Raw genomic sequence first — 17,868 nt, forward strand, 5'->3', positions numbered from 1 at the left:
TGATCTAAGGTGCGGGAAAGAACCCTTATAGAGGATAAACGAAAACGACAGAAAAACTAAAGAGCTATTCGTACTACAGGCTTTGTTCACTCTGAAGTACTGCTCTGCCAATCTGCTTCCCGCCGTGGGTCTCTCGCCCCGGAAAGCTCTCCACTCTCCTGGTCCAGGGCTAACGCCTGAATCGAGCCAAAGTACAGCGGCGTCGGCTGTTCGCGGATATCCTCGTACCCAATAGCGAGCAGCTCCTCACGCTGTTCCGTCTCAGGTGCCTCTTCCATGATCAGGTCGTCGCCGTCCAGGTGAAACCGTGGCGCTTCGACAGCTTCCTCGAGGCTGACGTCATTTTCCGCCCAGTCGGAAATGATTTGCGTCAGCATAATCGGAATCCGCTCGCCACCCGGACTCCCGATACCAAGCACCGGGCCGTCGTCATTTGCGACAAGCATCGGGGAGGACCACGTGACCGAGCGCCGTCCCGGCTCGGGTTCGTTAACGTCGTTTTCACCGATATCGAACCGGTCCATCTGGTTATTCAGAAAATAGCCGTCAGCATATTCCCCGGAGCCCCAGAAGTTGGTGAGCGTATTGGTCATCGACACAAACGTGCCATCCTCGTCCACAACGGTAATATGAGTCGTGTTGGGATCTCCGGTATAGGAGGAGGCTTCCGCATCGGAAATAACGCTGTCGCTGGAAATTTCCGCTGCGAGCTCCGCGTTCTGCTCCGGATCGGTCAGTTCATCCACGGGCACATCCACAAAATTCGGATCGCCGTAGTCCGTTTCAATAAACTGGGAGGCCAGTCTCCAGGACATGGCTGTATCGTGAATAAAGTCCGTGCTCTCCCGTCCGGCTTCCATGCTGCCGCGCTCCTCAAGCATCTGCAGCATCTGTATCACACTGATGCCGGGAAGCGGCGGGGCGGCGCCGATAATGTCATAGCCTGCATAGGTCCCGACGGACGGGTCGTTTTGGCTGATCTCAAAGGCTTCAAGCGACGCGGTGTCTATGCCTTCGATTTGAGAGGCCAGCGACTGCCCGGCGTCTCCCTCATACAAGGCACTGCTTCCGTTGTCGCGGATGGTACGGAGGGTGTCCGCGAGCTCCTCCTGCTCCACGGTACTGCCGGCTTCAAGAGGATCGCCGTCAGGGTAGAAATGGCTCAGCTCACTGACGGGCAGCCTGCTTTCTCCCGATTCGAGCTGGTCTGCGAGCAGTCCGGAAACCTCTGAGCTGTCAGCAAGAGCCACCGCAGGATCAAGCAGCTCTTCCCATTCTGCCGTGCCATGATCTGAATGTAATTCGTTCATGCCGGCCGTGAAGCCGGGAACACCTATGTCGGATTCAGGAATGCCTCCCTCGGGTACGACCTCGCGGTAGTCATATGCCTGCGGATCTTCACCCTGCTCCTGAATTAACACCGAGCCGCCTCCGCCGATACCGGAGGCAAACGGCTCGACAACTGAGACCGCATAGGCGGCTGCGACAGCGGCATCGACCGCATTTCCTCCATTATTGAGCACTTCCATGCCGGCATCAACCGCTGCCGGATGCCCGGCGCTTACACCGTAATCGGAGGGCTCGCTTGACTGCTCGGTTTCCTCTTCCTCCTGCGCTGTTTCCTCGTTTTCGTTAGTGTCGGTCTCTTCTTCCGGAGGCGCACTGTCATTATCGCTCTCTTCCTCTGAAGAACATCCACTTATGACGATGGCCGACAGGATAGCAGCGCTGGGGGCGAAGCGGCGAAAGTAATTAACAGAGGGGGACGGGGCTTTTTTTTGTACTGATATCACCTTTTTGTTCATGCATCATTCTCCTTTCGCGGTTCTTGCCTGATTCTGTTTTACATCGGCATTCTCCTGCCGGTACTTGTAACGAGGAAAAGAAAGCATACCACTGGACTGGCGGAAGGTAGAAATGAAATATGTATACAGCCATCGGGACGTGAAAACGCTCTTTTCCCTGTAATATCACTCCTATACCCTAAAATGACTGTATCAAAAGCCCCGGAATACCAATTGGGCAGAGACTTTAATTAGGATTGATATTAAATGAAATAACGTAAATTGGAGAAATTCCCACGACAAAGAGGCACCCAGATATAAATTGCTCTGAACGCCTCTTTAGCAGGTAGCTTTACCATAAGGTTAGCCCGGCTGTTAAAAATTATTTAAATAGTTTTCCGAGCCCTCTTCCAGTGGCTTTTCCAGCTATTCGACGGCCAACCCGTTTTCCAACTTTTCCTTTTTTAACAGCATTAATGTCTCCTAAAACCTTTGCTAAAGTATACAGAACCTTGCGGAAATCATTAATGCTGGATTTTTTTCTAGCCAAATAATCCTCTCCTTTTATATAACTGTTTGTTGTAGTTCATTAATTTTCCCCTCGTAAGACGAACCGATTAAGAGATGAAACAGCTAACTCCTAATAATTTCTACATCACCGTCTTTGTATCCTTTTATCATATATGGTAGAAAGAGTAATTTATGTGAGCTTTGCTATATTATCGGCATTACTATTATTGGTTTACAGCCCTGGAGAATGTTAATGCAGATAAATAATGAAAAACTCCGGCGCCTATGGAGGCCGGAGTCTTCGTTGTATATTGAGCGGGCTTTTTTATTCATGTAGTGAAATCTACTTATGAGTTCGATTTAAAAACGATAAATTTCCCCGTCCTCAGGCACCGACACATTCGACGAGATGCCTTTTTCTTTGGCGAACCTTTTTAATTCATTTTTCGATAACGTCCAGTGGTTCACCGCTTCCATGTGTACGGCGATAATCTTCGCGTCGGGAGCGGCCTGCTGCAGCTCGTACACATCTTCCTTGCCCATAACGAGCGAGCCGCCCTCGGCGAACTGATTGTCGCCGGCATTGACCACGATGATATCCGGCTGGTGGAGGTTGACCGCTTCCTGGACGCCCTCGTACCAGACCGTATCTCCGGCTACATACAGCGCCTGCTCTGATTCATGGCTGAACACGACGCCGCATACCGAGCCGACAACGTTTAAAATGTCACCGCGGCCGTGCTCGCCCTTTGTTTTGCTCAATCCTATTCCTTCAAAGACAGTGTCCTCGTGAAGCACCTCGACGTTCTGAAAGCCTTCGTTCCGAATAGTCTCCGCTTCATCGGCATTCTGTGTAAAGAGCGGAAGATCCTTGGACAGTGCTTCCTTCGCGGCCACGTCCCAGTGGTCCTGGTGCGTATGCGTGACAATTACTGCGTCAATGCCAGCGGTGATTTCCTGCAATGAAACCGGCAGCTCGGCGACCGGGTTATTCTTGTCGCCGTCCGGTGCATTGGCGGGTGGGTTCGGCAGTGGAGGATAGGCGCCTTTTTCTCCTAAATACGGATCGACCAGAAACTTCTTGCCGGCGTATTCGACGATGAGAGTAGCGTTGCGGATCTGCTGGATATTCATTTGGCAAAACTCCCTTTACGTTAAAAATATAACCGATCCCATCAATTGTAACCGAAACGGGCCTGGGACACATATAGAACGATGTTTCGAATACAACTGTCTGGGAATGGGGACTACGTCTAAGCGTAACGAGATGCTTAATATATAGTTAATGGAGGAATAAATATGAAAATACTACTGACAGGAGCGACGGACGGCATCGGTATGGAGACAGCGAGAATGCTGACTAAAGAGGGCCACGAGGTGCTGCTGCACGGGCGCAGCGGGGAAAAGCTTGCGGATGTGGCCAAAGAGATTGGAAACGAAAATGCTGAGCAGTATGTGGCCGATTTGTCCCAGATGGCGAATGTGAGAAGCTTCGCCGAGGCAGTGAAGGAGAAGCACGGGCATCTGGACGTGCTCATCAATAACGCGGGTGTATACACAGCCTCGAGTGAGAAAACCGGAGACGGGCTCGACATCCGATTTGCGGTGAATACGATGGCTCCGTATATCCTGACCAACGAGCTGCTGCCGCTTATGGATGAAACGGGCCGCATTGTGAACTTATCCTCGGCGGCGCAGAAGCCGGTCGATCCGAAGGCACTCTCGGGTGAGGCGGATCTTCAGGACGGAGAGGCATATGCCCAGAGCAAGCTGGCGCTCACGATGTGGACCGTAGAGATGGCGCACCGTGTCGAGCCGGTCATCGTGGCAGTGAATCCGGGGTCCCTCCTCGGTAGTAAAATGGTAAAGACCGCGTTCGGCGTCGAAGGTAACGATATTGCTATCGGGGCGAATATTCTGTATCAGGCGGCTCTGTCGGAGACGTTTGTCGACGCGTCCGGAAAGTATTTTGACAACGACAGCGGCGACTTCGGCGATCCTCATCCGGACGCCCTGGACCAGAAGAAGCGTACCGCGCTCATCAAGCAGATGGATGACCTTATCGGAAAGTAAAAAGCATAGCCAAATAAAAGCAGGACTCCAGCGGATGGGGTTCTGCTTTTTTTGTGGCCGCTCAAACTTGCTAATCCCGGGGGAACGCCGTAATATGAAGTAAATCAATTCGCAGGATTAAAGATAACCCAAAGAGGAGCATACCCGTGATGATAAAAGACCAGTTTATTTTATCAGAGCAAAAAAGTAATGTTTTAATCTTTGAAAATGCGCTGCAGCACATGTATTTATGCGTCTACGTGCTCGAGGACTCCCTGTACCGCGTGACGCTGACCAGAGAAAATCCGCACGTGAATATTCATACGTGGGCGGTAGCTCCCGGGGACACCGAAGTGCCGTTTGAAGGAATCGACCGGAATAAAATCGCCAGCCTTTTTACCCTGCCGGACTTTGACCTAACAGCCTATCCCGGGGAATATGAAATCGAAACCGCTTCGCTGAAGCTGAAAATAAATACGGCAAGGCTTCACTGCCGCTGGTATATAAAAACAGGCGCCGGAAAGGAAGACGTGCTGATTGCCGAGGACCGTGACACGCAGGCGTACGCCTTTCAAATTGCCGAAGCTGCGCCGACTGCGCACTATTTGAAACGAAGCGACAGCGACCGCTACTTCGGCTTCGGCGAAAAATCGGGAGAGGTGAATAAGCACGGGGAGCGCTTCCGGATGCTCAATATCGATGCCATGGGCTACGACGCCTCCGGGACGGACCCCTTGTACAAGCATATCCCGTACTACATCACGCATTCGCCGGAAACGGGCGTAGCCTACGGGCTGTACTACGACGATTACAATGAATGCCTGTTTGATATGGGACGGGAGAAAAACCATTACCACGGCCGGTACAGATATTTTGAATCGCGGTCCGAATACCTGGACTACTATTTTATTCTCGGTCCGGCGGTGGCCGACGTGACGCGGCGGTTTTCATGGATGACCGGGCGGCCGGCGCTCATGCCAAAGTGGAGCATCGGCTATTCGGGGTCGGCGATGACCTACACCGAGGCAAAAAATTCGCAGGAGCTGCTGATGAAATTCGTGGAGGACTGCAAAAAGCACCGCATTGACTGCCGGTCCTTTCATCTGTCGTCCGGCTATACCTCGATCGGCTCCAGGCGGCATGTGTTCAACTGGAACTATGACAAGTTTCCGGATCCGAAGCAGTTCACCGATGATTTTCATGCAAACGGCATCCACGTAATTGCCAACGTCAAACCGACGCTGCTGAGTGATCATCCCCAGTTCCAGGAGGTGCTCGACAACGATTATATTGTGCTGAACAAATATGATGATCCGCTGTTTGAGCAGTTCTGGGACGGGCTCGGCGTGCACCTGGACTTTACGAACGAACGCACGATCACGTGGTGGAAGGAGCACGTGAAGCATCAACTGCTGGCAAAGGGGATTGACGCCATATGGAACGACAACAATGAGTTTGAGGTGTGGGATCCGGAGGCCGATATTCACCTGTTCGGCCGGGGCGCAAAATTCCAGCCGTACCGGGCGATTTTTCCAATGCTGATGGCGAAAAGCTCACTCGAGGCCCAGGTGGAGTATAACGATGAACTCCGGCCGTACGTGCTCAGCCGCTCCGGAAGCGCCGGGCTTGGCCGCTACGCCCAGACGTGGACCGGGGACAATTATTCAAGCTGGAGGACGCTGAAATACAACATCAACATGTCGGTCGGGCTGAGCCTGTCGGGCGTATACAACTTCGGCCATGACACCGGAGGCTTTGCCGGCAATGCCCCGGGGCCGGAGCTGTTTCTGCGCTGGGTGCAGAGCAGCGTGTATTACCCGCGGTTTACGATTCACTCGTGGAACGACGACGGGACGGTAAACGAGCCGTGGATGTATCCGCAGATCATCGACCGGGTGACCGAGGCGATGCGCTGGCACGATCGTCTGGCCGGCTATATATTCTCGCTGCTGTATCACTCGGCTGCAACCTATGAACCCGTGGTCAAGCCGACATTTTTCGACTTTGCGGACGATGACCATACGTATGCCGAAAACGACGAATTCATGCTCGGCGAAGAGCTTCTCGTCTGCACGATGGTACGCCCGGAGGAACGGGAGCGCACGGTGTACCTTCCGGAGCATGCATCCGGCTGGTACGACATGTATACCGGGCGCTGGTACGAGGGAGGCTGGATGGTAACAGTGCCGGCACCGCTTACCTACACGCCGGTCATGGTGAAGGGCGGGAGCCTGATTCCGGTCGAAAAAAACGAAAAGCACGTGATCGACCTGTACGTGTATCCCGGGGAAAACGGGGTGGAGACGTCGTTTACGTATTATGATGACGACGACAGGCGCAAAAATACGGAGCATCTGCTGATTACGTGGACCATGGTACCCGGCGAAAACGACATCAGCCTGACCGTAAAGAAGGAAGGGACGTATGATAATGGCTTTACTGAGATGCACGTACGGACGCCCATCGGAGACAGCCGACCGGTGAGTATTAACGGTGTACGCCGGACATCCTTTATCTGGTGACGGTGGAGTTGAAAATCTGAGCCCCTGGCAGAAATTGCTGCGGGGGCTTTTTGGTATGGAGTTTTTTATTAGTAAACCTTCGGGCACCACAGCCATCAGCATTGGCGGGATAAAATACTTGCCAGCAAAACATTTTCGGTTACCCGTAAAGAAAATAAATTCTGGCCCCAAGCGTCAGAACGTTTTGACTACCAGGGAGGTAAAAACGGTGGCGAAGGTAAGAATTTGATTCGAGCTGCCGGTGCCAGACAGTAATAATGATCCCGGCTGTAGTTCTTCTGCGAGTGAAGAGTAGTTCTTTCTAAATATGCATATCAAAGAAAAGTTAATTATTTACATATTTCCGGGATAATAAAAAACGGGTGTCTGAAAAGCAAAACGTATCACCTCTACCATTATCAGGGTATTTTTATGTATACTAAACAAAAAGAGCTGGCGGAAAAATTCGAAAGGAGAACGTGAATTGGCTACACTATCACTTCAGCAATGGGAAAAACAAAACGAAGGAATCACGCTATTTCCCGCTTTTACCATGGAGGTAACCGAGCCATCGGTGCTTGCGGTCTATACACATACCCACATCCGGGAGGTGCTGCTTCAAGCATTTCTTGGCAAATCTGTTCTTTCAGAAGGGGCGACGATCGTAAACGGCGATCCGCTAAAAAAACGCCGGTCGTTTACCCGGGAGGTTGGCGTGTGCCGGCTGGAGGACGGGTTGTACGATCGTATCCGGGTCCGGGACCAGGTTCGCTTATTTCAGCAGCTGTACGCTTCCTCCTGGTCGGTAAATGAAATGCTTTCAATAGTGAAGCTGCAGGAACGGGCACATTCAGCAGTAAAACAGCTGACATATTCGGAAAAGCAGCGGTTAAAGCTGGCGCGCCTGTGCGCCCAGCGCGCGCCTCTCTGTGTGTTCGAAGAGCCGGATCAGAACGTTGACCTGGAAACTAGGCGCATTATCGCCCGTTTGTTTCAACGCCTGCAGGAAGAAGGAAGCACGGTGCTCGTGCTGACGGGAAATATGGAAAGTGCGGTTCTGCTTGCAGAAAACGTTTACCGTCTGGAATCCTCCGGGCTGCATTTGGTGGAGACGCAGACGGAAAATGAGGAAGAGGAGGCACCTGCAGCCGTGGAGGATAAAGAGCCGGGGCTGCCGTTTGATAAAATACCAAGCCGTGTAAACGAGAAATTAATTTTGTTTCATCCCACCGAAATTGAATTTATTGAAAGCGTGCAGGGCGAGGTGCATCTTCATGTCCAGGGAGAAACCTTCCCGGCAGTTTTTACGCTTGCCGAGCTGGAGGAACGGCTGCAGCCATTCGGCTTTTTTCGCTGCCACCGGTCGTATATTGTAAATCTGCAGAATGTGCGCGAAATTATGACCTGGACCCGCAACAGCTATACGCTTGTGTTAAATGATGCTTCCCAGGCGGAAATTCCGCTGTCCAAAACGAAAATGGCCGCATTGAAGGCGATGCTCGGCATCAAATAAGTGTTCCACTGAGAGCAGAATATGTATCATTGGGGGCCGGATATGCTCCATTGACCAGGAATATAATGCGCCAGACCGCGTTTCTTCGTATGCTGAAAGCAATCACATAGGAGGAGGCGCAATAATGGAACCGATTCTTCACCTTCAAGGTGTATCCAAGATGTACGGCAACCAGGTGGCCGTCAACGACCTGGATATCGACGTGCAGCCGGGCGAAATTTTCGGCTTTTTAGGCCCAAGCGGCTCAGGAAAAACAACGACTATTAAAATGATTACCAATCAGCTTGAGGCAACCGATGGCGAGGTGCGCGTCTTCGGCCGGTCTCTGCCGGTGCGGGCAACAAGCGACTTTTACCGGCGGTTTGGCGTGCTGACGGATAACAGCGGCCTGTATCAGCGGCTGAGCATCGAGGAAAATCTCGCGCTTTATGCCAAACTGTACGACGTGCCCAGGCAGCGCATTCAGGACGTGCTGGAGCTTGTGAACCTGCAGGACGCACGCCGCAGGTCTGTGGCCAAATTGTCCAAAGGCATGAGGCAGCGCACGGTTCTCGCCCGGACGCTGCTTCATGAACCGGAGCTGCTTGTGCTCGACGAGCCGACGTCTGCCCTTGATCCGGGGAATATGCAGCATATTCACCAGGGCTTGCGGGCATTAAACGAACGGGGAACAACGATTTTTCTTTCGACCCATGATATGCAGGAAGCGGAGACGCTCTGCGACCGGGTAGCCTTTATCCATGACGGGCGTCTGCAGCAGGTTGATACCCCCAAAAATCTTCGGCGTCGGTATTCCGAAGGCATGATCCAAGTAGAGCTGACGAACGGGGATGTGCATACGCTCGCGAATACCCCGGCGTATGCCAAACAGCTGTATGAATATATGGCTGACGAACGGGTGGCCGCGATCCATTCCCAGGAACCGACACTGGGAGACATTTTCGTCCGTTTAACGGGAAGGGAGCTGGTGTAACGATGATGGCTGTACAGCGTATGTATGCGATTTTTATGAAGGATGTTAAAGATTTATCGAAAAACCTGTTTGTGACGACCACTGTGATAACACCGGTTATCCTGGCTCTGTTTTACGGACAGCAGGACCAGCTGCCGATAGAAATTCATTACTTAACGTTCAACATCGCGCTGGTGCTTGTGGCGACATTTGTCCAGGCCGCGCTGATTGCCGAGGAAAAAGAAAAGCATACGCTGCGGGGGCTGATGCTGTCTCCGGCATCTCCGTGGGAAATTCTGGCCGGCAAAAATGTATTAACCTTTCTATTCACAGCATTGACGCTATTCGTATGTATTCTCCTCGCCGGCTACGAGCCTTCTCACGCAGGCATTGTCGGAGCGGGGATGGTGCTGTCGATCGGTTTTTACCTGGCGCTCGGTACGCTGCTGGGTCTTTTAGCGACGTCGGTCGTACAGGCGTCTGTCGCTCTGCTGCCGATTATGTTTGTTTTCGGGTTCTCGCAGATTATCGAAGAAATGGCCAGCCGCTACCAGGCAGCAGGGGTGCTTGAATACCTGCCGAACGTTCAACTGGTGGAGATCGCCCGCCAGGTGGAGCAGGGAGCGGCGTGGGTCGACGTGACGGCTCCGCTCTTATGGATTGTCGGCTGGACGGCCGTCATGTGGGGCGTCGTTTTCATCACCTACCAGCGGCGTCAGCTGGAGGATTAGGAAAAAGCTTTTTTAGATAAAAGGAAAGGAAGCACCGGGCGCCGTTTGGCACGTGGATGCTTCCTTTCTGTATTCTATACGGATGAAGAGCTTTTTATGCTTTAGATGCCGCCAGTCCAAGGGTACGCGACGTGGAATCGTGCACCATGTCCAACAGCTCAGGGTTATCCTCGAGGGATTTGCCGTAGGACGGAATGATTTCCTTCAGCTTCGGCTCCCACGCTTCCAGGTGCTCGGGGAAGCATTTGTTCAGGACCTCGAGCATTATTGACACCGACACGGAAGCGCCCGGGGATTCACCGAGCAAAGCGGCCATCGACTGGTCGCTCGCATGAATCAGCTTGGTGCCAAACTGCAGGGCGCCGCGGCCGCCTTCTTTTGTATCCTCGATTAATTGCACGCGCTGGCCGGCGACGAGCAGCTCCCAGTCCTCGCTGGAGGCATTCGGCACGAAGTTCCGCAGCTCCTCCATCCGGTTTTCCTTCGACATGCTCAGCTGCTGGGCCAGGTATTTGAGCAGCGGTGTATTCTTCGCGCCTGCTGCAAGCATTGTCAGCACGTTCGTCGGCTTGACCGAGCCGAACAGGTCCAGCGGCGAGCCCTGCTTCAGGAACTTGGGCGTAAATCCGGCAAACGGACCGTACAGGAGTGTATCTCTGCCTTCAATATGGCGCCGGTCCAGGTGGGGAACCGTCATCGGCGGGGTGCCGGCAGGCTCTTTGCCGTACACCTTGGAATGATGCTCGCGGACGACCTTCGGATTATCACAGACGAGGAATTCGCCGCTGATCGGAAAGCCTCCGATATGTTTGCTTTCGGGGATGCCGGTTTTCTGCAGCAGTGGCAGGGCGCCGCCGCCGGCACCGATAAAGGCGAAGGAAGCCGTATGTTCTTCCAAAGTTTCCTTTTCGTGGTTCTGTACCTTTACTTCCCACGAGCCGTCGTTTCGCTGGGAAATATCGTCAACGGAATGGTTGTAGCGGATCTCGATATTGTCCTGCTTCTCCAGGTTGGCGAGCATCTGGCGGGTCAGTTCCCCGAAATTGATGTCGGTGCCGTGGTCAACCTTCGTGGCCGCTATCGGCTCGTCAGCGTCGCGGCCTTCCATCATTAGCGGGATCCACTGCCTGATTTGATCAGGATCGTCGGAAAACTCTATGCCCTGAAACTGGGGATGACCGTCGAGAGCCTCAAACCGTTTTTTCAGAAAGTTCACGTGATTCTCCCCGTAAACAAAGCTGATGTGGGGGAGGGGACGGATAAATTCCTCCGGGTTTTGAAGATCGCCCTGATCCACCAGATGCGCCCAGAGCTGCCTCGAAACCTGGAATTGGTTATTAATATTGACGGCCTTGCTGATATCAATGGAGCCGTCCGGCTGCTCGGGAGTATAGTTCAGCTCGCAGAGCGCCGCATGCCCGGTGCCGGCGTTATTCCATTCATTCGAGCTCTCCTGGCCTGCGGAATCGAGCTTTTCAAACAGGGTAATGCGCCACTGCGGCTCGAGTTTATTCAGGAGCGTGGCGAGCGTCGCACTCACGATGCCGGCGCCAATAAGGATCACGTCTGTCGTAGTATTGCTGTGGTTCATAGTTTTTCCTCCTTAAAAAAGTGTAAGCGTTTGCCATAAGTAATATGGTCATCAGATGACTTGCTTTTTATGATAACATAGAAAGCTTTTAATTAGAAAAATAATTACAGGAAATTTCGCATTATTTCATGAATTGCCACGTTGAAGCTGCTTGAAAACAAACAAAAGCAGGGCCCCTTTGAGGGATACCCTGCTTTGTCATGGAAATTATTTATTCTGGTCTTTGCGGTGGCTCAGTTTTTCTCCTTCCACGTCGATGTCCGGCAAAAGGCGGTCGAGCCAACGGGGCATATACCAGGCGGCCCGGCCCATCAGCTTCATGACCGCCGGCACGATAGTCAGTCGGACAACAAACGCATCGAATAATACGCCGAAGGTTAAAGAGAGCCCAATGGACTTGACCATAGCATCCGGCGTAGCGATAAATCCGATGAATACCGCCATCATGATGAGCCCAGCGGCAACAACGACTTTACCGTTATCACGCATGCCGGCGAGAATGGCTTCCTGCGGATCGCCGGTCTGCGTATACACTTCACGCATGCGGCTGACTAGAAAGACTTCATAATCCATAGCCAGGCCAAACAAAATCCCGATGGATATAATAGGAAGAAACGCCAGAACGGCGCTTTCCCCGGGGAAGCCGAATAAATCGAGCAGGTGCCCGTCCTGAATAACAAAAACCACAAAACCAAGCGTGGCTGCAAGCGACAGCAAAAAGCCCAGCACGGCCTTCAGCGGCAGAAGAATCGAACGGAAAACCAGCACAAGCAGCACATACGCAAAGCCGACAACAAACAGAGCAAAAATCGGCAAGGCATCCTGAAGCTTGTCTGCAATGTCAATATTGACTGCAGTTGTGCCTGTCACATACAGTTCGGCGTTCTCATAGGAAAGAGAGCGGATATCTTCAACCAGGTTTTTCGTCTTCGGATCATTCGGCCCGGAGGTTGGGGTGACGCTGACAATATACGTGTCCCCCGCTTCGTTTGGAAACGGCTGGGCTACCTGATCGACGGCATCGAAATCCCCGAGGTCGGCGTTCATTTCCTGGAGTATCTGCTGAATGGCCTGCTGATCCATTGAATCGTCCACCTGCATTGCTACGGTCAGCGTGGCATGAACACCCTCCCCGTAGGCCTCCGTTTGAAGGTCATAGGCCTTGTGTTCGGTAGTGTCCTCCTGCTTCGCCGTGCCGTCGGTCGGCAGCCCCAGATTCACATGGGTGAAGGGGATGGCGATGATAACGAGAAGGGCCGTGCTTATAATCGTTACCAGCCAGGGGCGTCTGGTGACAAAGCCTCCCCATTTGTTTTGGGGCCGGTCGCCTTTTGAGGTCCGGGTGAATGCATTTAAAAACCGGTTGCTTTTAAACGGCGTAATGCGGTGCCCGAGAGCTCCCAGAAGCGCAGGAAGCACAATTATCGCCACGAACACCGCCATCAGGATGCTGATGGAAGCCCCGATACCCATCATGGTCAAGAACGGAATGCCTGTAATGGAGAGGCCGAGCAGTCCGATCATCACCGTGATCCCTGCGAATACGACAGCAGAGCCGGCGGTGCCGTTGGCAATGGCCGCGGCCTCCCGCACGGAGTGTCCCTCGGCCAGCTGCTTACGAAAACGCGTCATGATGAACAGGGAGTAATCGATGCCGACCGCAATCCCCAGCATGGCTGCCAGACTCAGGGATACGCCCTGAATATTGACGAAATTTGATCCGATGACAATCAGTAACAGGCTGATGCCAAGCCCGAGCATCGCTGAAAAAATTGGCATGCCGGCTGCTAAAAACGAAGCAAATGTTACCGCGAGCACGAGAAAAGCAACGACAATACCGATAATTTCCCCGGATCCGATGCCATGACCGGAAAATTCTACGTCGCCGGTGAGCTCGGTCTGAATGCCCTGGTCACGCGTTTGATCGACAGCTTCCTCCAGATTTTCAATCGAGGAGGCAGGCACCTCTTCAGCCGCTTCATCAAACGTCACCGTCGCATAGCCGACGGTTTCGGATTCATTGAAATTCTGAAGCTGGGACGGAGGAGCAACTGTTTCCACGTGATCATCGCTGTCCTGGATGGTGCTGAGTAAATCGTTAATTGCCTGCTGATTTTCAGGCTCCGTCAGGGTTTCGCCCTCGGGTGCCTGGAACACGATATCAGCCTGGGCGCCAGTGGCCGCTCCTGAGAAGGCTTCTTCGAGCACATCATTGGCCTCCTCGGCCGGAGTGCCCGGAATTGTTAAGGCATCATCAAACGATGGGCCCCATTTGACGGTACTTAAAGCTAACACCAGCAGGATTAGAAAAGCCCCGCTGATGACTGATTTTTTGCGGCGCACAGCCCAATCTCCTAATTTGTATAAAAGCGTTGCGATAGTCGGTCCCTCCAATAAGTATGTTTAGTGACGAAGTACAAAGAAAGAAAATAACAGCTGGGCCGCTGATCAGGCGATTGACAGCTCCTTCGGCCTTCTTTAATCTGAAGAAAAATAAAACACTTGTACTTACAGATGTTAGTATAAGGATGCTGACGTCCGGAATGCAATTCATTTGGGAGGAAAAGGCTGTAAAGCAAACACTTGGGGAGGATGTGTTCGTGATGAGAAAAGCACGGCAGGACAGCATCAATTCAAAGCAGTATATTATGGAAGCGGTCACCCTGCTGATTGAAAAGCAGGACATTGAGGATATTACGGTCACCGATATCTGTAAAAAAGCAGGAGTAGCCCGGGTGACCTTTTATAAGTACTATACGTCGATTTACGATGTGATGAATGCGTCGGTGGAACAAGAGCTGAACGCCTTTATCCGCCATTTATCCGGAGAAGCACAGCGCGAATACCTTACGCTGGAGTTGTTTACACAGCGCATGACCTATAAATTGAGCGAGCGCCGTATTCCTATGGCACGGCTCGTAAACTCAAATGCTCTATCTATCCTGCTGGATTATTTCACGTACGCGGTTGAAACATTTTCCGCAGCCAATACGCTGTTTCACAATAAGTTGGACCGGTCGTCCGTGTTATTTGTCGCCGGCGGCATGTTTAATATGGTAATTGAATGGATCCGGGAAGATTTTCGGGAGCCGGCAGAAACACTGGCTGGACGCATGGCACAGATTATACCTAAGGATATGCTTCAGGCCGATGAAGAAACGTAAATATGATAGTATGGCTTTGATTTTAAAGAACAACTCTGGACCCACGTCGATTGGATATGGCAGGTATTCTGGCGGGGGCTCCTTACTTCCTAACTATACATGAAGGACGGAAGCAGCATAGGTTTACAGGAGGGCACAGATGGCTGATTCATGGACTTCGTTACTAAAAAATAAAACGTTTGTGCTCGTATGGCTGTCGGGCATGACGGTGATGCTTGGCTTTTCGATCTTCTTTCTTTCCGTTTCCTGGTTCGTCGTCGATGAAATGCAGCAGCCGGCCATTCTCGGAATCGTCATGATGACGATCGCCATTCCGCGTGTGGCAATGATGATTTACGGCGGGGTGCTTGCGGACAAAATCCAGAAATCGCGTATTATGTTTACGACGAACGCACTGCAGGTGGTCGTTATGATCGTGCTTGTGGTGCTCGTGCAGCAGGACGCCCTGCAGACAACTTCATTAATAATTTTGGCGTTTGTCTTTGGGTTTCTCGATGCGTTCTTTTTCCCGGCGGCTTCGGCGATGATTCCGAGTATTGTCCCGGTGAACCAATTACAGCAGGCCAACTCCTGGTATCAGGGATCCACGGAGCTGATGTTTATTATCGGTCCGGTGATGGGCGGCCTGTTATTAACCTTTGGAGACTTTGCCTTTGCGTTTTCCGCAGCAGCTTGCCTGATCGCTGTATCCACTGTTCTGATTTACCCGCCGTTATTGAAAGACCCGGTCCCGGAAGCGAGAAGCGGGCGTCATACCGCCTGGATGGATTTGAAGGAAGGGCTTGCGTACGTGCTTCAGTCAGGCATCCACCGGGCCGGCACGATGGTGATTATTACGATTAATTTACTGATGATCGGACCGCTGTTGATAAGCATCCCGATGCTTATCAGCGCGCTTGGAGGCGCCCCGTGGCAGCTGAGCCTGCTGGAGGGAGGATTTTCGACCGGTACCTTTTTATTGAGTGTATTACTGGTTACGTGGTCGCTGAAGCAGCGGCGGGGCCAGTGGGTGTTAATCTCCCTTGGGGTAAGCTTTATTCTCCTCCTGGTATTCAGCCAGGTGGAGGCGCTGCCTGTACTGGTTATTGTGATCACGCTGATGGGAGGGGCGGGGATGCTGGTGTACCTGCCGACGATTACGATGATCCAGGAGAAAACCGACAACAACAAACTGGGTCGGGTGATGAGCCTGGTCAACTTTGCCTCCAGCGGATTTGAGCCTATCGCCTTTGCGCTCATTTCGTTTCTGGTGGCGGCCTCGATCCCTATTCAGGCGGTGCTCCTGTACACATCCGTCACAGGAATTGTGCTGACCGGATTGCTATTATGGCTCAGCCCGGAGTTTCGTCAGACCGATTAGTGTAACCGTGGAATCAATATGCATCTGGGGACAAGCTGAATGCTTGTCTCTTTTTTTACGGGTAAGCAGAGGCTTCAAATTCTTTTCTTTTCAAATCATATTAAGCATTTCTTTTTTTGAAATAGGTATATATAATACAAATAATTCGTACTTTTGTTTAAATATAGTAAATTGTTCATGCTCGTGGAATGAGTAATAAATAATGCGGGCGAAGGATCAGGGAGGAGGATACCATGACGTATTCATTTAACGATTCAATGACGTTAAAGAATTTCTACACCCAAAATGCTCAATTATTCGAACAAATGCTGATTGAAGAAGCCGCTACGGTAAAAAAAGAAGTCCGGGATATACTGCAGCGGGGCAATATTGATTTGGTGGCGAACGCCCACCAATTTGTTTCCCTGGCGTTTGATGAAAAAGAAGAGGAGCTGAAAGCATTCGCTGAACAGGAGGGCATCGTCTGGGCGTCGCAGGATATTGAGTTATCCTTCAGGCTGGAATGGGTACATGCGCTGCGCCGGACGATCTGGCTGTTAATCGAAGCCTATCAGGCACGTGCCGAGGAAAAAAGATTCAACGGTTTTTTTCAGTGGGAACGAAAAATAAATAACCAAATCGACGCTTTTTTACATACGTTTTTGAAAAGCTATTCAAACTACAAAGAAACCCTTATAAAAAATCAGGAGCAATTAGTCGACTATCTTTCGACGCCGGTCATCCCGCTCGGGCGCTCGATCTGTGTACTGCCATTAATTGGGCCTATCGACAGGCGGCGTCTGGAGCTGCTGGAGGAAAATGTATTGATGAAGGTGGCGGAGCAGAAAATTCAGGTTTTAATCATTGATTTGTCCGGCGCAGAGTGGATGGAGAAAGAGGAATTAAAAGACTTTATAAGAATCATTGAAGGGGTCTCTTTGATGGGAAGTGAAGCCGTACTCACGGGGGTGCCCAGAAAACTGGCGATGGATCCCGCTTTATTTCAGGAAACGGGTAATCCCCGTATCAGAACACTGGGCACGCTACAAAGGGCCGTTAATGAATATTTTGTAAGGAAGGGTTAAACCTGCCCTTGTGTGAAATTCTGCTTCATTACGGGAAAACGAGTGACCCATTAGCGCTGGTTCCTGAGCAGGAAGAAAAAAGAAAACTTAACGGGCTGATCAAATAATTATGAGTTGTGGAAAGATCGGCATGTTTTACCTGTAAATTAGGCGGGTAAATATGCATTATAACGTTAAAACCATAAAAGCTTTCATAGCGTTAAAAATAAATAATCGGCGGAAATGAATGGATACAAAAGCCAGTACATGAGCCAGGAAAAGGAGCGAAATCCTTTTTCTGGTTTTTTATTATCAAAACACAGTTGAAAATAGGCGTTCCGCGAAAAGAAATGGTGGAAGACTTATGTAAGGAATACAACCTGGTTAAGTAAGCGTGAAGGAAAATTATGAGTTTAAAGAAAGAGAGGAAATATAAACATGGAAATAGCAGCAGTAATTTTGTATGGCGTGTTTGCGGCGCTTTTGGTAGTGAATCCAGGACAGAAGACCAAAACGAAAAGCCAGTAACAGAAATAGATATGTAAATTCACCGGGTACCACCAGTGAGAACAGTGACCTGGTGGTTTCTTCTTGTTTCGGTGCACTAAAGAACTCGTTTGGAACGAACTACTCGAACATAAGTACAAAGGCCGTTAGCAAAAGCGGA

13 protein-coding genes are annotated in these 17,868 nt (G+C 51.3%); 8 read left to right on the forward strand and 5 right to left on the reverse strand.

Annotation, left to right across the window (positions count from 1 at the left end; genetic code table 11):
- Positions 1-86: 86 nt before the first annotated feature.
- The 3 genes from ACTRXF_RS01555 to ACTRXF_RS01565 all read right to left on the reverse strand — a co-directional run bounded on the left by ACTRXF_RS01555 (position 87) and on the right by ACTRXF_RS01565 (position 3,428).
- Positions 87-1,805, reverse strand: a complete 1,719-nt coding sequence (locus tag ACTRXF_RS01555) for a gamma-glutamyltransferase family protein (protein ID WP_474260615.1) — start codon at positions 1,803-1,805, stop codon at positions 87-89.
- 361 nt (positions 1,806-2,166) lie between these two features.
- Positions 2,167-2,334, reverse strand: a complete 168-nt coding sequence (locus ACTRXF_RS01560) for a hypothetical protein (RefSeq protein ID WP_474260616.1) — start codon at positions 2,332-2,334, stop codon at positions 2,167-2,169.
- 320 nt (positions 2,335-2,654) lie between these two features.
- Positions 2,655-3,428, reverse strand: coding sequence for an MBL fold metallo-hydrolase (locus tag ACTRXF_RS01565; protein WP_474260617.1), 774 nt, complete (start codon positions 3,426-3,428; stop codon positions 2,655-2,657).
- Positions 3,429-3,593: 165 nt separating this feature from the next.
- Here ACTRXF_RS01565 and ACTRXF_RS01570 point away from each other — a divergent pair, with 165 nt between their 5' ends.
- The 5 genes from ACTRXF_RS01570 to ACTRXF_RS01590 all read left to right on the forward strand — a co-directional run bounded on the left by ACTRXF_RS01570 (position 3,594) and on the right by ACTRXF_RS01590 (position 10,043).
- Positions 3,594-4,367 (forward strand): SDR family NAD(P)-dependent oxidoreductase, encoded by a 774-nt coding sequence (locus ACTRXF_RS01570; RefSeq protein ID WP_474260618.1) that lies wholly within the window; start codon positions 3,594-3,596, stop codon positions 4,365-4,367.
- 149 nt (positions 4,368-4,516) lie between these two features.
- On the forward strand, positions 4,517-6,868 hold the full coding sequence (locus ACTRXF_RS01575) for a glycoside hydrolase family 31 protein (protein ID WP_474260832.1): 2,352 nt from the start codon (positions 4,517-4,519) through the stop codon (positions 6,866-6,868).
- A 463-nt stretch (positions 6,869-7,331) separates the two neighbouring features.
- Positions 7,332-8,360, forward strand: a complete 1,029-nt coding sequence (locus ACTRXF_RS01580) for a LytTR family transcriptional regulator DNA-binding domain-containing protein (RefSeq protein ID WP_474260619.1) — start codon at positions 7,332-7,334, stop codon at positions 8,358-8,360.
- Between the two features lie 124 nt (positions 8,361-8,484).
- Positions 8,485-9,333: an ABC transporter ATP-binding protein gene (locus ACTRXF_RS01585; protein WP_474260620.1), complete on the forward strand. Its 849-nt coding sequence runs from the start codon at positions 8,485-8,487 to the stop codon at positions 9,331-9,333.
- A 2-nt stretch (positions 9,334-9,335) separates the two neighbouring features.
- Complete coding sequence (locus ACTRXF_RS01590; RefSeq protein WP_474260621.1) at positions 9,336-10,043, forward strand: ABC transporter permease; 708 nt, start codon at positions 9,336-9,338, stop codon at positions 10,041-10,043.
- A 94-nt stretch (positions 10,044-10,137) separates the two neighbouring features.
- Here ACTRXF_RS01590 and mqo read toward each other — a convergent pair whose 3' ends face one another.
- Positions 10,138-11,634 (reverse strand): malate dehydrogenase (quinone), encoded by a 1,497-nt coding sequence (mqo, locus tag ACTRXF_RS01595; protein ID WP_474260622.1) that lies wholly within the window; start codon positions 11,632-11,634, stop codon positions 10,138-10,140.
- A gap of 207 nt (positions 11,635-11,841) precedes the next feature.
- A complete protein-coding gene (locus tag ACTRXF_RS01600) occupies positions 11,842-13,977 on the reverse strand; it encodes an MMPL family transporter (RefSeq protein ID WP_474260623.1) in 2,136 nt (711 codons plus the stop codon).
- A 260-nt stretch (positions 13,978-14,237) separates the two neighbouring features.
- On the opposite strand from ACTRXF_RS01600, the gene ACTRXF_RS01605 reads away from it, so the two are divergent.
- The 3 genes from ACTRXF_RS01605 to ACTRXF_RS01615 all read left to right on the forward strand — a co-directional run bounded on the left by ACTRXF_RS01605 (position 14,238) and on the right by ACTRXF_RS01615 (position 17,222).
- A complete protein-coding gene (locus ACTRXF_RS01605) occupies positions 14,238-14,798 on the forward strand; it encodes a TetR/AcrR family transcriptional regulator (RefSeq protein WP_474260833.1) in 561 nt (186 codons plus the stop codon).
- 139 nt (positions 14,799-14,937) lie between these two features.
- A complete protein-coding gene (locus ACTRXF_RS01610; protein ID WP_474260624.1) occupies positions 14,938-16,158 on the forward strand; it encodes an MFS transporter in 1,221 nt (406 codons plus the stop codon).
- Between the two features lie 233 nt (positions 16,159-16,391).
- Positions 16,392-17,222 (forward strand): STAS domain-containing protein, encoded by an 831-nt coding sequence (locus tag ACTRXF_RS01615; protein WP_474260625.1) that lies wholly within the window; start codon positions 16,392-16,394, stop codon positions 17,220-17,222.
- Positions 17,223-17,868: the final 646 nt, after the last annotated feature.

Source organism: Marinococcus sp. LNHM3E3-2.2 (assembly GCF_056034385.1).

Coding starts and splice junctions, on each gene's coding strand:
- ACTRXF_RS01610 (WP_474260624.1), top strand. CDS start 14,938: ATGGCTGATTCATGGACTTCGTTACTAAAAAATAAAACGTTTGTGCTC.
- ACTRXF_RS01565 (WP_474260617.1), bottom strand. CDS start 3,428: ATGAATATCCAGCAGATCCGCAACGCTACTCTCATCGTCGAATACGCC.
- ACTRXF_RS01570 (WP_474260618.1), top strand. CDS start 3,594: ATGAAAATACTACTGACAGGAGCGACGGACGGCATCGGTATGGAGACA.
- ACTRXF_RS01575 (WP_474260832.1), top strand. CDS start 4,517: ATGATAAAAGACCAGTTTATTTTATCAGAGCAAAAAAGTAATGTTTTA.
- mqo (WP_474260622.1), bottom strand. CDS start 11,634: ATGAACCACAGCAATACTACGACAGACGTGATCCTTATTGGCGCCGGC.
- ACTRXF_RS01605 (WP_474260833.1), top strand. CDS start 14,238: ATGAGAAAAGCACGGCAGGACAGCATCAATTCAAAGCAGTATATTATG.
- ACTRXF_RS01590 (WP_474260621.1), top strand. CDS start 9,336: ATGATGGCTGTACAGCGTATGTATGCGATTTTTATGAAGGATGTTAAA.
- ACTRXF_RS01615 (WP_474260625.1), top strand. CDS start 16,392: ATGACGTATTCATTTAACGATTCAATGACGTTAAAGAATTTCTACACC.
- ACTRXF_RS01585 (WP_474260620.1), top strand. CDS start 8,485: ATGGAACCGATTCTTCACCTTCAAGGTGTATCCAAGATGTACGGCAAC.
- ACTRXF_RS01555 (WP_474260615.1), bottom strand. CDS start 1,805: ATGAACAAAAAGGTGATATCAGTACAAAAAAAAGCCCCGTCCCCCTCT.